This is a genomic window from Azospirillum brasilense (genome assembly GCF_001315015.1).
GTDB lineage: Bacteria > Pseudomonadota > Alphaproteobacteria > Azospirillales > Azospirillaceae > Azospirillum > Azospirillum brasilense.
Window position 1 is genome coordinate 182,105 of record NZ_CP012917.1, and the last position, 14,087, is coordinate 196,191.

Genomic DNA, 14,087 nt, shown 5'->3' on the forward strand with positions numbered 1-14,087 from the left:
CCGTGTCGTTCTTCGAAAGTGCTGCCGCTCGCTCAGTCCGCGAGCCGCTGCGCGCCCGACCGTTTCGCGGCCTCGGCCATCAGCGCGTCGAGGGCCGCCGGCAGGTCGCCGGGCACATCGACGACGACGGCCCCGGCGCGTTCCAGCGCGCCGCGCTTGGAGGCGTAGCTGCCGCGGTCGCCGGTCACGATGGCGCCGGCGTGCCCCATCTTCTTGCCCGGCGGTGAGGCGCGGCCGGCGATGAAGGAGACGACGGGCTTGTCCGTCTTCGCCACCAGCTCCGCCGCTTCCTCCTCCATGCTGCCGCCGATCTCGCCGACGAGCGCGATGGCGTCGGTGCCCGGATCGTCGATCAGGGCGGCCAGCGCGTCCTTGGTCGTCGTGCCGATCATCGGGTCGCCGCCGATGCCGAGGAAGGCCGACTGGCCATGGCCGCCGCGCACGAGGTTCAGGCAGACCAGCGTGCCCAGGCTGCCGCTGCGCGAGATGACGCCGACCCGGCCCGGCTGGAAGATGCGCGGGTTGAAGGCCGGCATGATGCCGACGAAGCCCTCGCCCGGCGTCACGATGCCGGCGGTGTTCGGCCCGATGATGCGGGTGCCGTGCTCCGCCGCCGCGGCGTGCATCTCCATCACGTCGTGCGACGGGATGTGCTCGGTCAGGCAGACGACGGTCTTCGCGCCCGCCTCGATGGCGTCGATGGCGGCGGCCTTGGCGGCGGCGGGTGGGATGAACATCACCGACACGTCGAAGCCGCCGTTCGCCATGGCCTCCTTCGCGGTGGCGAAGATGGGCACGCCGCAATGGTTCTGCCCGGCCTTCTTCGGGTTCACGCCGCCGACCACGGTGGTGCCGTAGGCCTGCATCTGCTCGGTCCAGAAGGTGCCCTGCTTGCCGGTGATGCCCTGCACCAGGACCCGGTCGCTCTTGCGTACGATCATCGCGCGGCCTCCACGGCTGCCGAGATGGCGTCTTCCATCCGGTCGTAGGGTTCGATCCCCAACTCCTCCCGCACCATGCGCACGGCCTCGTCCTCGCCGGTGCCGTGGATGGAGAAGAAGACGGGGATGGTGGGGTTCAGCGTCTTCCAGGCCTGGATCACGCCGCCGGCCATCACGTCGGTGCGGGCGAAGGCGCCGCAGAAATTGACGACGAGGCTTTTGACGCCGGGGTTGGACAGCACGAGGTCCAGCGCCTCCGTCCCCTTGGTGTAGGCCTCGCCGCCGATCTCCAGGAAGTTGGACGGGCGACCGCCGGCGTGGCTGACCACGTCCATGGTCGTCATGGTCAGCCCGGCGCCGTTCGCCAGGACGCCGACGTTGCCCTCAAGCTCGATGTATTTGAGGTCGAGCGCCCGCCCGCGCTCCTCCAGCGCCGACAGCGGTTCCCTGGCGCCCAGTTCGGCGATGTCGGCCTGCCGGTAGAGGGCGGAATCGTCCACCGTCAGCTTGCAGTCCAGCGGCACGACGCGACCGTTGGCGAGCAGGGCCAGCGGGTTGATCTCCAGCAGCTCGGCGTCGTGCAGGCGGTAGACGCGGTAGAGATCGACGAGCATTCCGGCCACCGGCACGGCGGCCTCGCCGAGGTCCAGCCCCAGCAGCAGGCGGCGCGCGTCCGCCGGGCCGAAGCCCTTGCGGATGTCCACCGCCATGCGGCGCAGGGATTCGGGGCGGGTCGCCGCGACCTCCTCGATGTCCATGCCGCCCTCGGTGGAGAACAGCACGAGCGGGCTGCGGCTGGCCGGGTCGTTCAGCACCGCGGCGTAGAATTCGCGGGCGATGGCCGCCTGCTCCTCGACCAGCACGCGGGCGACCGGGAAGCCGCCGATCTCCATGCCCAGGATGGCCTGCGCGGCGGCTGAGGCCTCCTCCGGCGTGGCGGCCAGCTTGACGCCGCCCGACTTGCCGCGCTTGCCGGTCGGCACCTGCGCCTTGACCACCACCGGCCCGATGGCGCGGGCGGCGGCTTCGGCCTCCTGCGCGCTGGCGCAGAGGCGGCCCTGCGGAACGCTCACCCCGGCGCGATTGAGTACGGATTTACCCGCATGTTCCTCGAAGTTCATCGTTGCCTCCGTCAGCGTCCGTGGCGGGACCAGAAGGGGCCGAACAGGGCCTCTTCGCTCGGCTTGTCCTCCGGGATCGGGCGGACGAGGTGGGTGATGTTGACGAAATGCTTCCAGCTCAGGTTTTCGGAGATGGAGTTCTTCTGCCAGCTCCCGCAGCCCATGGAGAGGGTGAAGTTCAGCCCGCTGTCGAAGCCGCCGCCGTTGCCGAAGGTGTGGGCGAAGTTGACCAGCACGCGCACCACGTCCAGCTCGTCGGCCAGCCGTTTGGCGTGCGCCTCGTCCTTGGTGTGGATGCCGCAGGAATGGCCGCGGCCCTGGTGGTCGAGGATCTTGCGCACCTGATCGACCGCCGCGTCGAAGTCCGGCACCCGGTAGACCGCCAGCACCAGCGACAGCTTCTCGCCGGAGAAGGGATGCGCCTTGCCGACGCCGGTTTCCTCGACCAGGAAGAAGCGGGCCTCGCGTGCCTTGGGCGACAGCTCGAACGCCTCGGCCAGGATGGCGGCGTCCTTGGCGATCAGCTTGCGGTTCAGCTTGCCGTTCTCCCACAGGCGGGACTGCACGCGCTCCTGCTCCTCAGGGGTGCAGAGGTAGGCGCCGGCTTCCTCCAGCGCCGCGATGGTCGCGTCGTAGACGGAGTCGAGGACGACGAGCGCGTTTTCCGAGGAGCAGGAGGTGGAGTTGTCGAAGGTCTTGGAGGCGCAGATCTTGCGCGCCGCCTCGGCCAGATCGGCGCTCTCGTCCACGATGACCGGGACGTTGCCGGCCCCGACGCCGATGGCTGGGGTGCCGCTGGAATAGGCGCGGCGCACGTTGTCCTGCGAGCCGGTGACGACGACGAGGTCCACCGCCTCCATCAGCGCCTGGGTCAGGCCCTTGGTGATGGGGGTGGGGATCATCTGCACCAGATCCTCCGGCGCGCCGATGCGCGCCAGCTCGGCCCGCATCAGCTCGACCGTGCGGCCGGTGGCGGCGGAGCCCATGGGGGAGGGGGCGATGATGATGGCGTTGCGGCCCTTGACGGCCATCATCGCCTTGTTGACCGGCGTGGCCGCCGGGTTGGTGGAGGGGGTGACGGCGCCGACGACGCCCAGCGGCTTGGCGATCTTGACGATGCCCTTGGCGGTGTCCTCCTCGATCACGCCGACGGTGCGCACCCGCATCAGGTCGCGCAGCGTGCCGAAGGTCTTGCGCTGGTTCTTGGTGATCTTGTCGGCGACGTTGCCGAGGCCGGTGTCGGCCACCGCCAGCTCCGCCAGGGCGCGGGCGCGGCCCGGCTCGTAGATGGCCCAGGCGAGGGCGGAGACGGCGTCGTCCACCCGCTCCTGCGTCGCGTCGGCGAAGGCGCGCTGGGCGGCGCGGGCGCGGGCGACGAGGGCGGCGACGGCCTCCTGGTCGGCGCTGGCCGGCGTTCGGTCGAGCATGATGTTGTCCATGGTTGCTTGTCTCTCTCCCTGAAGGTTCGTTCTTTGGTTCGGACGGTCAGGCTTTGAGCACCCGCTGCGGCGGGTCCTTGTGGGTCGGGTTTTTGGGCGGCCGGCGGAGCAGCGGCTTGCCCGACGGCCACATCGACCAGACGAGGAAGGCGGCGGCGAGGGCCAGGATCGTGCCGCTGATCGGACGGGTGAAGAAGACCGTCATGTTGCCGTCGTAATTGGCGAGCGAGGTGAGGAAGTAGCGCTCGCACAGCGGCCCCAGGATCACGCCGACCACCAGCGGGGCGGGCGGGAAGCCAGTGCGCTTCATGACGTAGCCGGCGATGCCGAAGGCGAGGCAGACATAGACGTCGAACAGGTTGTTGCGCACGCCGTAGGCGCCGACGACGCTCAGCACGATGATGAAGGCGCCGAGGATGGCCGGCGGCACCCGCATCAGCGTCGAGAAGACCCGCGCCACGCCCATCGCCGCGACGATCATCAGCAGGTTGGCGATCAGCATGCTGGCGAAGATCGTGTAGACCAGCGTGGCGTTCGAGGTGAAGAGGAGCGGGCCGGGGTTCAGCCCGTGGATCAGCATGGCGGCCAGCATGATCGCCGTGGCGGCGCTGCCGGGGATGCCCAGGGTCAGCAGCGGGATCATCGCGGTGCCGGTGGTGGCGTTCTTGGCCGCCTCCGGGGCTGCCAGCCCTTCTTCCACGCCGGTGCCGAAGCGGTCGCCCTTGCCCGACGCCTGCTTCTCCACGCTGTAGGCGATGACCGACCCCACCGTGGCCCCGGCGCCGGGGATGACGCCGATGGTGCAGCCGAGGCCGGTGCCGCGCAGGATGGAGGACTTGATCCGCCACAGGTCGGACAGGCCGATCTGCTTGCCGGGCTTCGTGGCGATGGAGCGTGCGCCGCCGGCCCGCTTGCAGATCAGGTCCACGACCTCGCCGATGGCGAACAGGCCGATCATCACGACGGTGAAGTTGATGCCGCTCTCCAGGTCGGGGACGCCCAGCGTCAGGCGGGGCATGCCGTACATCGGATCGACGCCGACCGTCCCGATCAGCAGGCCGAGGAACATCGAGACCGCGCTCATCAGCGGCGCGTCCTTGGCGATGGCGATGACGCTGACGAGGCCGAGGATGGTGGCCGCGAAGAACTCCGGCTGGTCGAACTTCAGCGCGAAGCTGGCGAAGGGCGGGGCGCCGAAGGTCAGCAGCAACGCGCTGGCCAGCCCGCCGAAGGCCGAGGCGGTGATGGCGATGCTCAGGGCGCGCGACGACAGGCCCTTGCGTGTCATCGGGTAGCCGTCCCAGCAGCTCGGCAGCGAGGCCGGCGTGCCGGGGATGTTGATGAGGATCGAGGAGATCGAGCCGCCGAACACGCCACCCACATAGATGCCGCCGAGGAAGGACATCGCCGTGACCGGCGGCAGCAGGTAGGTGAAGGGCAGGGCGATGGCCATGGCGTTGACGAAGGAGATGCCCGGCAGCGCGCCGGCCACCACCCCGATCATCAGGCCCGAGACGAGGAGGACGAAGTTGTACGGGTCGAGGGCGCCGGCGAAGCCACCGGCCAGATTGGCGAGGATATCCATGGGACGATCCTTCCGGTGGCCGGCTCAGTAGATGCCGAGCAGGCGGTAGAGCGCGACGGTGAAGTCGTCGAAGACGCCGTGGCCGCGGTTCAGCGGCATCTGGGCGAGCAGGACGAAGACGTAGAGCAGCACGACGCAGCCGATCCCGGTGACCAGCGCCAGCGTGAGCGGTCGCCGGATGCCGCCGATGACGCACCACAGGGCGACAAAGGCCAGCGTGGCGATGGGAAAGCCGAGCTGCGGCAGGGCGATGCCGTACAGGATGACCAGCCCCAGCCCGATCATCGCCCGGCCATAGGCGTAGCCTTCGTATTCCTCGTCGACCGGTTTCGGTTGGTGGACCGCGCGCCGCAGCGCCAGGAGTTCCCTGGCGATCCAAATCACGGCGCACAGCCCGACCGCGCCCAGCATCAGCCGGGGCCATCCCGTCGGTCCCACCGGGTCGGGCAGGCCGGCGATCATGGTGCTGTCGCGCACGATGTGTTGCGAGAGAAGAAGCGACCCGAAGAGCAGGGCCGCGGGCGTCGCCAGCCGGCGAAGACCATGGGACAGGGGAGTCACGGTTCCCTCCCTGAAGAGCGATGAAACGGGTGGGGCGGATTTGGAGTCGGACTCAGCCCGGTGTCTGGCCGACGGTCTTGGTCGCGAAGCGGTCCAGATAGCCCTTCACCGTCTCGTAGAAGGCCTTGACCTCCTCCTTGGCCTGGTCCGGCGTCACCAGCGTGTCGACGCAGGTGAAGGTGTCGGCGCAGAAGGTCTTCCATTCCGGGCTCGCCAGCACCTTGGCGGCCGCCTCGTGCAGCTTCTGCACGCGCTCGGGAGGCGTGCTGGCGGGCACCGCCAGCGTGCGGAAGTTGGGCAGGTCGCCGATGTCCAGACCCAGCTCCGCCGAGGCGGGAACGTCGGGGAAGGAGGGGTGGCGCTGCTTGTCGAACACGACGATCGGGCGCAGGTCGCCGGATTTCAGGAACTGGGCGACGTCGCCCGGCTCCTCGTAGATCGCGTCGGTGTGGCCGCCGATGGGCGAGGCGTAGCGCTCCGACGGGCGGGCGAAGGGGACGTTGGTCACCGGCACGCCCTGGCTTCCCAGATACTTCAGCGTGATGTCGTCCTGCGTGCCGTAGCCGGAGGTGGCGACGCGCAGCTTGCCGGGGTTGGCCTTGGCGTGGGCGGCGAAGTCCTCGTAGGTCTTGAAGGGGCTGTTCTTCGAGACGTAGAGCATCGACGGCGAGTTCTGCATCATCGCCACATAGACGAAGTTGTCCGGCTTCGCCGTGCCCAGGCCCGACGCCCAGGAGGAGACGGACAGCGCGATCAGCGTGCCGACCGTGTAGCCGTCGGCCGGGTTGGTCAGGACCCGCGTCAGGCCGGCGTTGCCCGACGCCCCGGACACGTTCACGACGGGCATGGCGACGTGGAGATGCGGTTCGGCGAGGCGGGCGAACTGGCGCGCCATCAGGTCGGCGCCGCCGCCGGCCCCAAAGGTCGCGATGACCTCGATGGGGCGTGACGGGTAGTCGTCGGCGCGCGCCGGGTCGGATGAAAGGACGGGTGTCAGCAGCGCGGCCACCGCCGCGGTGAGCGTCAAGGCGTTGCGGAGCATTTGCATTCCCTCCCAGGGTTTATTTTTTGGCGGGGTTTGTTTTTTGACCGTCAGGCGTGCAGGCCGGGTGCGGCGCCTCCCTTGGTTGCTGTGCTGGGGTAGGGCGCGCCCGGCGTGACGGAGCGGCGGCGCCCGGCGACGATCTGGGCGATGGCGGCGGCGGCGATGCGGGCCGCCGGCGGGTCGGCGCGCGAGGTGAGGACGATCGGCACCGCAGCACCCAGCACGATGCCCGCGGCGACCGCGTCCAGGAAATGCACCAGCGCCTTGAACAGGGCGTTGCCGGTCTCGATGTTCGGCACCACCAGGATGTCGGCGGCTCCGGCGCAGGGGTGGGTCAGGTTTTTGATCCGCGCCGCCTCGGCCGACACCGCGAGGTCGAGCGCCAGCGGCCCGAACACCGTCGCGCCCGGCACCTCCTGCTGGCACAGGCGGGTCAGCCGGTCGGCGTCCATGCTGGAGGGCACCCGTTCGGTCACCTCCTCGGTGCAGGAGAGCAGGGCCACGCGCGGGGCGTTGCCGCCGACCAGCCGCCACAGTTCCACGGCGTTGCGGATGATGTCCAATTGGGTGTTCAGCGACGGCGCCACGTTGATCGCCGCGTCGGTGATGACCAGCTCGCGGCCCGACCCCGGCAGCGTCATGTGGAAGGCGTGGGTGAAGCGGCGCCCGGTGCGCAGCCCGTTTTTCGGGTCGAGGGCTGCGAGCATCAGCGTGTCGGTGTGGATGTGCCCCTTCATGAGCGCGCCGACGTCGCCCGAGCGGGCGAGCGCCACCGCGATCCGCGCCGCCGCCGCGTCGTCCCTGGCCGAAACCACGCAGGCGCCGTGGAGCGTCCAGCCGATCCGGCGGGCGCTGTCGGCGATGGCCGCCGGATCGCCGACCAGCACCGGCTCGATGAGGCCGAGGGCGGTGGCGCGCCGCGCGCTTTCCAATGCGACCGGCGATCCCGCGGCGACCACCGCGGTGGGAACCGGCTCCAGGGCGGCGCTGCGCGCCATCAGCCGGGCCGGGCATCCGGCGGCGGTCGTCTCAAGCGTCCTTGCCATGGCGTCCGTCTTCCTTAGGGTGTGAGGGCCGGCTCGGCCGGGGCGGCGTCGATGCCCAGCGCGCGGGCCATGTCGCTTGCGGCGCGGTGCAGGACCGGCAGGCGATCGGCCACCGATTCCCGCGACAGCCGGACCTTCGGCGCCTGCACCGCCAGGGCGGCGACCATCCGTCCCGCGCCGTCGCGGATCGGCACCGCCGCGCAGAAGACGCCCGGCATGTATTCCTCGTCGTCCAGGGAATGGCCGCAGGCGGCGATGCTGTCCAACTCGGCGCGGAACAGCGCGGGGTCGCACAGCGTCGCCGCCGCCATCCGGGGCAGCGGCAGGCAATCCAGCAGGCGCCGCCGCGGCAGTTCCGGCAGGAAGGCGAGGAACAGCTTGCCCATCGCCGTGCAGTGCAGCGGCACCCGCGAGCCGACGCCGAACTCCAACCGCAGCGGCCAGTTTTCCACCTCGACGCGGTCGAGATAGACGACGTCGCCGCCTTCCAGCACGCCGATGTTGCAGGTCTCCCCCAACTCCAGGCTGAGCGCCCGCAGCCGGGCGTGCGACGGCGCCTGGGCCAGGGAGCTGCGCAGCGTGTTGAGCGCCAGGGTGCGCAGCTTCGGGCCGACGGTCACCAGCCGGCCGTCGATCGGGCGGGCGAGGAAGCCGCGCTCCTCCAGCATGGCGATCAGCCGGTGTGCGGTCGGCTTCGGCAGGGCCAGCTTCTCGGCGATGTCCTTGACGGCCATCGGCTGTCCCGCTCCGGCCACCGCGTCCAGCAAGGCCAGCACGCGGTCGGCGAGGGGCCGGCGATCACCGGAGTTGGTGTCGGCGGCGTCTTCGGTTGTCGGTTCGCGGGGCTCCCGCAACGGAGCGGAGCCCAAGGCGATCTTCCGCGTCATCGTTCCTCCCCGTGACTGGAAGCGTATCGCTCGGCCTCTTGGTCTCATTCAGCGATACGATTTGTATCATTAACTCACAGGACCCTGGGTCGCGCAAGCCCAAAAAGTTCGTGTACCCAATTATCCATGCATACGGGGGCATGCCCAGCCGGCATCCTGCGGCTCGGGCGATGAAACGTCCGATTTTGAAGAACGATGGGGGTGGGGAGGCTATCCGAACTGCGCGGACAGGGCCTCGGCGCCGCGGCGCAGGACGGGCAGGACCTGCTCGACGCGGTCGTGCGACAGCCGGACCTTGGGGGCCTGCACGGCGATGGCCGCCACCGTCCGGCCCGTGGAGGACAGGATCGGCACCGCCACGCAGAACACGCCCACCACATACTCCTCGTCGTCGAGCGAGTAGCCGCGCGCGGCGATGCGCTCCAGCTCGGCGGTCAGCGCCGCCGGATCGGTGAGGGTGTGGGCGGTCTGCGCGGAGAAGGGGCCGGAGGCGAGAAGGCGGCTGCGCATGGCGTCCGGCAGGGTGGCGAGGAACAGCTTGCCCATGGCCGTGCAGTGCATCGGCACGCGCGAGCCCACGCCGAACTGGAGCCGCAGGGGCCAGTGCTCGACCTCGACGCGGTCGAGATAGACGACGTCGCCGCCGTCGAGGACGCCAACATTGCAGGTTTCCCCCAGCTCGGCGCTGACCGCGCGCAGCACGGAACGCACCGGCGCGCGGGACAGCGAGGCGCGCAGGATACCGACCGCCAGCCGCGCCGCCTCGACGCCGATGATGACGTCGCGCGTTTCCAGATCCCGCGCCAGAAGCCCCTTATCGATCAGGCCGTTGACGAGGCGGTGGGCGGTCGGCTTGGGCAGGCCGAGCGTCGTCCCGATGGTCTTCACGGCCAGCGGGCCGGAGGCCGACGCGACCAGCTCCAGGATGGCGAAGGTCCGGTCGGTCGCGGCGGCCTTCGGCTTGGCCGCGTCGTCGGTGGTGGTGGTGTCGGGAGACTGCGTGCTGCGCGTTTTCAAGGTTCGCCTGCCCTGGCGGTTTCTGCGTCTCATTGAGTGAGACGTGACGCATATAGACCGGCCGCTTTGCGCAGGCAATAGGCAACGGGGGCTGGGCGTAGGGTGACAGCATTTGAAGTCCCCTCTCCCCCCTGGGGAGAGGGTTAGGGTGAGGGGGTTGTGCTTTTGCCGGGCCCACCACCAAGCACATCCCCCTCACCGGCCCTCCGGGCCACCCTCTCCCCAGGGGGGGAGAGGGTTATAGAGGCCAAACGCCCGATCCTTTCGCACACCGGCAGCCACGAAAAATGAATTTCTATGACATGCTCTTAGCATGAAAATTTTTTCTACAGCGAAGCGCCTTCTCAGCCAAAAAAGTAAAAAATTCTCATGTGAACCATGCGATATTGAGAATCACTACAGGGGCTTCGCGAAAATTGCCGAAGCGTGAGTCTAAAAAGAAAACCAACAAGTAAAAACCTAGCTGCTCTGGGTTTTTACGTAAGAAAGAGGGACTTCCGTTGTCGACTTCATTTCCTCCATGGCGAACATCGACGAGACATCCTGAAGCTCGATGCGCTCGATGAGCTTTCGATAGAAAGCGTCGTAGGCCTTGATGTCCGGAATGACCACCCGCAGCAGATAATCGATTTCGCCGCTCAAGCGGTAGAGATCGACAACCTCCGGTATGTCGGCCACCACGCGGCGGAACTCCTCCAGCCATTCCGCCGAGTGTTTGCTGGTTCGGACGGCCACGAAGACGGTCACGTCGACGTTCAGCTTGGCCCGGTCCAGCAACGCCACACGGCGGCGGACATAACCTTCCTGTTCAAGGCGTTGCACGCGGCGCCAGCAGGGGGTGGCGGACAGGCCAACCTGCTTGCCGAGGTCGGCGAGCGACAGGGTCGCGTCGGCCTGGAGGGCGGCCAGGATCTTCCGGTCGGTGGCGTCGATGGTCATCGGGGTTGCTCGGGGCCTTCGCGGTTGGGACGGATGATTTTGCTCATTTGGCCCGCCAGGAGAAAAGCTTTTTCGTTTTGAGGATTTTGCATGCACCCGCATGCCGCCATCGCGGGCAGACCGCCCGGCCTTTGAGCAGTCCAGCCTTTGAGCAGGCGGCCGCCACCACAGGGCCAGAACAGGAAAGATCAGGATGATGACCGACACCATCGCCACGGACAAAGCCCCGGCCGCCATCGGCCCCTACGCCCAGGCCCGCGTCGCCGGGGGGCTGCTGTTCGTCTCCGGCCAGCTGCCGATCGACCCGGCCACCGGGACCTTCGCCGGCCCGGACGCGCCTACCCAGGCGGCGCGCAGCCTGACCAACATCGCGGCGATCGCCGAGGCCGCCGGCACCAGCCTGGCGAAGGCGGTGAAGATGACCGTCTACGTGACCGACCTCACCCAGTTCAAGGCGGTGAACGAGGTCTATGCCGGCTTCTTCCAGGCGCCGTTCCCCGCCCGCTCGACCGTCGAGGTGTCGGCGCTGCCGCTCGGCGCGTCGGTCGAGATCGACGCCGTCATCGCGCTTTGAGGGTGACATGACCGCTTCCGCGCAGACCGTGCCGTTTTCTCCCGGCGCCGGTTCGATCCGTCAGCCGATCCGCCTCGATTACACCCCGCTGCCCGAGGTTGCCTGCCGCGACTGGACCCGGCGCGCGATCGAGCTGCTGGAGACCGAGGCGGCGCGGTCGCCCGACACGCCGCTGCTGAAGCTGGACGTTCCGGAGCTGTCCGGGATCGACGTCTATCTGAAGGACGAATCGACCCACCCCACCGGCAGCCTGAAGCACCGCGTCGCGCGGTCGCTGCTGCTGTTCGCCATCTGCAACGGGCGGATCGGCGAGGGCACGCCGGTGATTGAGGCGTCGTCGGGATCCACCGCGGTGTCGGAAGCCTATTTCGCCCGTCTGCTCGGCCTGCCCTTCCACGCGGTGATGCCGCGCGGCACCTCGGACGAGAAGGTCGCCGCCATCGAACTCCACGGCGGGCGCTGCCACTTCGTCGACTCCTCCAAGGCGATCTACGCCGAGGCGGCGGCGCTGGCGGTGCGGCTGGGCGGCGTCTATCTCGACCAGTTCACCTACGCCGAGCGCGCCACCGACTGGCGCACCGACAACATCGCCCAGTCGATCTTCGGCCAGATGCGCAGCGAGCGCCACCCGGTGCCCGACTGGATCGTGATGAGCGCCGGCACCGGCGGCACCGCCGCCACCATCGGGCGCCACATCCGCTACCGCCATCTGCCGACCCGGCTGTGCGTGCCCGACGCCGAGCATTCGGTCTTCTACGAGAGCTTCGTCAACCGCGACGCAGCACTCACCTGCGAGCGCGGGTCGCGCATCGAGGGCATCGGGCGCCCCCGCGTCGAGCCGTCCTTCATCCCCGAGGTCGTCGACCAGATGATCAAGGTGCCCGACGTGGCGTCGCTGGCGGCGATGCGGGTGCTGTCGCGGCGGCTGGGCCGGATGGTCGGCGGGTCCACCGGGACCAACTTCTTCGGGCTGTGCTGGATCGCCGGACGGATGCGCGACGCCGGACGGGCCGGGTCGCTGGTGACGCTGATCTGCGATTCCGGCGAGCGCTACCGCAACACCTATCACGACGACGCCTGGATGGCGCGGGCCGGTTTCGATACCGCCGCCGACGAGGCGCGGATCGAGGCCTTCCTTCAGGGCGGCCCGTCCCTCTGACGCAAGAACAAGCGCTTTCAAAAAACAAAAATCGCCACCGCAAGACACTTGGCAAAAAAACAGGAGCATTCACCGATGGACGAGTTTCGCACACTTCTGCGCAACGCGATGAAGAGCCGCGCGATGGTCTATGAGGCGGCCTTCGACGAGATGCGCAAGGAGATCGGCGAGGAGAAGGCCCGGGAGATCATGGCGCGCACCATCTATCGCCGGGGTGCGGCCATCGCCCACAATTTCGCGCCGCACGCCCCGGCCGATCTCGCCGGCCTGCGGGACTCCTTCCTGAAATTCATCCCCGACGCCGAGGCCCAGTTCGGTCCCGAGGTCGTGCGCTGCACCGACGAGGTGCTGGAGATCCGCTTCCACACCTGTCCGCTGAAGGAAGCCTGGCTGGAGGCCAACCTGCCGGCTGAGACGGTGGAGACGCTCTGCGAACTCGCCGGCGCGGTCGACAAGGGGACCTTCGAGACCGCCGGCTTCGAGATCGAGGTCGACACCTGGAAGCCGGGCCGCAGCACCTGCTGCCACCTGACGATCACGCCGGGCGCCGCCGCGCCCGCCGCCACGAACTGACCGTCCAGCCTCGCCGACAGGGGAACCGAACCATGAAAAAGCATGCTGTTTTCGGCGCCGCACTGGGAGCCGTTGTGGGCGCCATGCTGGCCGCCACCGCCGGCGCCACCACTGCCCAGGCCGCCGACCGCGAGATCGTCATCGGCTATCAGGCGCCGCTAAGCGGCGACCGCAGCCAGTACGGCGAGATGTTCCGCAACGCCGCCCAGATCAAGCTGGAGGAGTTCAACGCCTCGGGCAAGCTGGCCGGCGCCAAGGTCGCCATCACTTTCGAGGACAGCAAGGACGATCCCAAGGAGGCGCGCAACATCGCGCACAAGTTCCTCGACAATACCAAGATCGTCGGGGTGATCGGCGACTTCTCCTCCACCGTGTCGATGGCGGCGGGCGAGATCTACGCGGCGGAGAAGATGCCCCAGCTCTCCCAGACCGCCTCGCACCCGGATTTCACCAAGCTCAGCCCCTGGCAGTTCCGCAACATCACCACCCAGGCCTTCGAAGGCCCCTACAACGCCGACTGGATCATCGCGGCGGGCAAGACGACGGCGGCGGTGATCTACATCCAGAACGACTGGGGCATCTCGGCGCTCGACGGCTTCGTCAGCGGTTTCAAGGCCAAGGGCGGCAAGATCACCGCCACCGAGGCGTTCAACCCCGGCAACCGCGATTTCCGCTCCATCCTGACCAAGGTCGCCCGGCAGAAGCCCGACGTGATCTACCTCGCGATGTTCTACGAGGAGGGGGCCGCCTTCGCCCAGCAGCGCGAGCAGCTCGGCATCAAGATCCCGCTCTACGGCACCAGCTCCCTCTACTCGCCCAAGCTGATCGAACTGGGGCGTGAATCGGTGGAGGGGCTGCACCTCGCCACCACCTTCACGCCCGACAACCCCGACCCGGCGGTGCAGACCTTCGTGAAGGAATATGCGGCGCGCTTCAAGGCGGAGCCCGGCATGTTCGCCGCCCAGGCCTACGACGCGGTCGGCATCATGCTGGACGCCGTCGCCAAGGCCGGTCCGTCGGTGACGCGCGAGAGCCTGCGCGACGCGCTGGCCGCCACCACCGGCTATCCCGGCGTGACCGGCGCCACCAGCTTCGACCCCGTCACCCGCGAGCCGGCGAAGGCGCTGGCCAAGATGATGGTGAAGGACGGCCGCTTCCAGGTCGTGACCGGCCCCTGACCGGTACCGTCTAGGGACGCCC

The 14,087-nt window shown here is 68.7% G+C and carries 14 protein-coding genes; 4 read left to right on the top strand and 10 right to left on the bottom strand.

The features are described 5' to 3' along the window. Nucleotides 1-32: 32 nt before the first annotated feature. The 10 genes from AMK58_RS25715 to AMK58_RS25760 all read right to left on the bottom strand — a co-directional run bounded on the left by AMK58_RS25715 (nt 33) and on the right by AMK58_RS25760 (nt 10,575). Nucleotides 33-941 (bottom strand): succinate--CoA ligase subunit alpha, encoded by a 909-nt coding sequence (locus AMK58_RS25715; protein WP_035683069.1) that lies wholly within the window; start codon nt 939-941, stop codon nt 33-35. Next, nucleotides 938-2,062, bottom strand: coding sequence for a succinate--CoA ligase subunit beta (locus AMK58_RS25720; RefSeq protein WP_035683067.1), 1,125 nt, complete (start codon nt 2,060-2,062; stop codon nt 938-940). Before AMK58_RS25720 ends, AMK58_RS25715 begins: the two co-directional genes overlap by 4 nt. Nucleotides 2,063-2,073: 11 nt before the next feature. Further along, the gene (gene sauS, locus AMK58_RS25725; RefSeq protein ID WP_035683065.1) at nt 2,074-3,501 is read right to left on the bottom strand and encodes an acylating sulfoacetaldehyde dehydrogenase; all 1,428 of its coding nucleotides are present in this window, start codon (nt 3,499-3,501) and stop codon (nt 2,074-2,076) included. A gap of 46 nt (nt 3,502-3,547) precedes the next feature. Beyond that, on the bottom strand, nt 3,548-5,086 hold the full coding sequence (locus tag AMK58_RS25730; protein ID WP_035683062.1) for a tripartite tricarboxylate transporter permease: 1,539 nt from the start codon (nt 5,084-5,086) through the stop codon (nt 3,548-3,550). 24 nt (nt 5,087-5,110) lie between these two features. Continuing rightward, a complete protein-coding gene (locus AMK58_RS25735) occupies nt 5,111-5,647 on the bottom strand; it encodes a tripartite tricarboxylate transporter TctB family protein (RefSeq protein ID WP_035683060.1) in 537 nt (178 codons plus the stop codon). A 52-nt stretch (nt 5,648-5,699) separates the two neighbouring features. After that, nucleotides 5,700-6,689, bottom strand: a complete 990-nt coding sequence (locus AMK58_RS25740; RefSeq protein ID WP_051140984.1) for a Bug family tripartite tricarboxylate transporter substrate binding protein — start codon at nt 6,687-6,689, stop codon at nt 5,700-5,702. Between the two features lie 50 nt (nt 6,690-6,739). Next, nucleotides 6,740-7,738 (bottom strand): bifunctional enoyl-CoA hydratase/phosphate acetyltransferase, encoded by a 999-nt coding sequence (locus AMK58_RS25745; protein WP_059399627.1) that lies wholly within the window; start codon nt 7,736-7,738, stop codon nt 6,740-6,742. 14 nt (nt 7,739-7,752) lie between these two features. Then, nucleotides 7,753-8,625: an IclR family transcriptional regulator gene (locus AMK58_RS25750; protein ID WP_051140982.1), complete on the bottom strand. Its 873-nt coding sequence runs from the start codon at nt 8,623-8,625 to the stop codon at nt 7,753-7,755. Between the two features lie 210 nt (nt 8,626-8,835). Further along, nucleotides 8,836-9,642 (bottom strand): IclR family transcriptional regulator, encoded by an 807-nt coding sequence (locus AMK58_RS25755; protein WP_035683058.1) that lies wholly within the window; start codon nt 9,640-9,642, stop codon nt 8,836-8,838. Between the two features lie 459 nt (nt 9,643-10,101). Then, on the bottom strand, nt 10,102-10,575 hold the full coding sequence (locus AMK58_RS25760; RefSeq protein ID WP_035683120.1) for an Lrp/AsnC family transcriptional regulator: 474 nt from the start codon (nt 10,573-10,575) through the stop codon (nt 10,102-10,104). Nucleotides 10,576-10,777: 202 nt separating this feature from the next. Here AMK58_RS25760 and AMK58_RS25765 point away from each other — a divergent pair, with 202 nt between their 5' ends. From AMK58_RS25765 to AMK58_RS25780, 4 genes are all read left to right on the top strand, one after another. Next, nucleotides 10,778-11,155 carry a Rid family detoxifying hydrolase gene (locus tag AMK58_RS25765; RefSeq protein ID WP_035683118.1) on the top strand — a complete coding sequence of 126 codons (378 nt, stop codon included), beginning with the start codon at nt 10,778-10,780 and terminating at the stop codon, nt 11,153-11,155. A 7-nt stretch (nt 11,156-11,162) separates the two neighbouring features. After that, on the top strand, nt 11,163-12,314 hold the full coding sequence (locus AMK58_RS25770; protein WP_035683056.1) for a PLP-dependent cysteine synthase family protein: 1,152 nt from the start codon (nt 11,163-11,165) through the stop codon (nt 12,312-12,314). A gap of 75 nt (nt 12,315-12,389) precedes the next feature. Next, complete coding sequence (locus AMK58_RS25775; protein WP_035683055.1) at nt 12,390-12,887, top strand: L-2-amino-thiazoline-4-carboxylic acid hydrolase; 498 nt, start codon at nt 12,390-12,392, stop codon at nt 12,885-12,887. A 32-nt stretch (nt 12,888-12,919) separates the two neighbouring features. After that, entirely contained in the window at nt 12,920-14,065 is a 1,146-nt protein-coding gene (locus AMK58_RS25780; protein WP_035683052.1) for an ABC transporter substrate-binding protein, read from the top strand. The last annotated feature ends 22 nt before the right edge of the window (nt 14,066-14,087 follow it).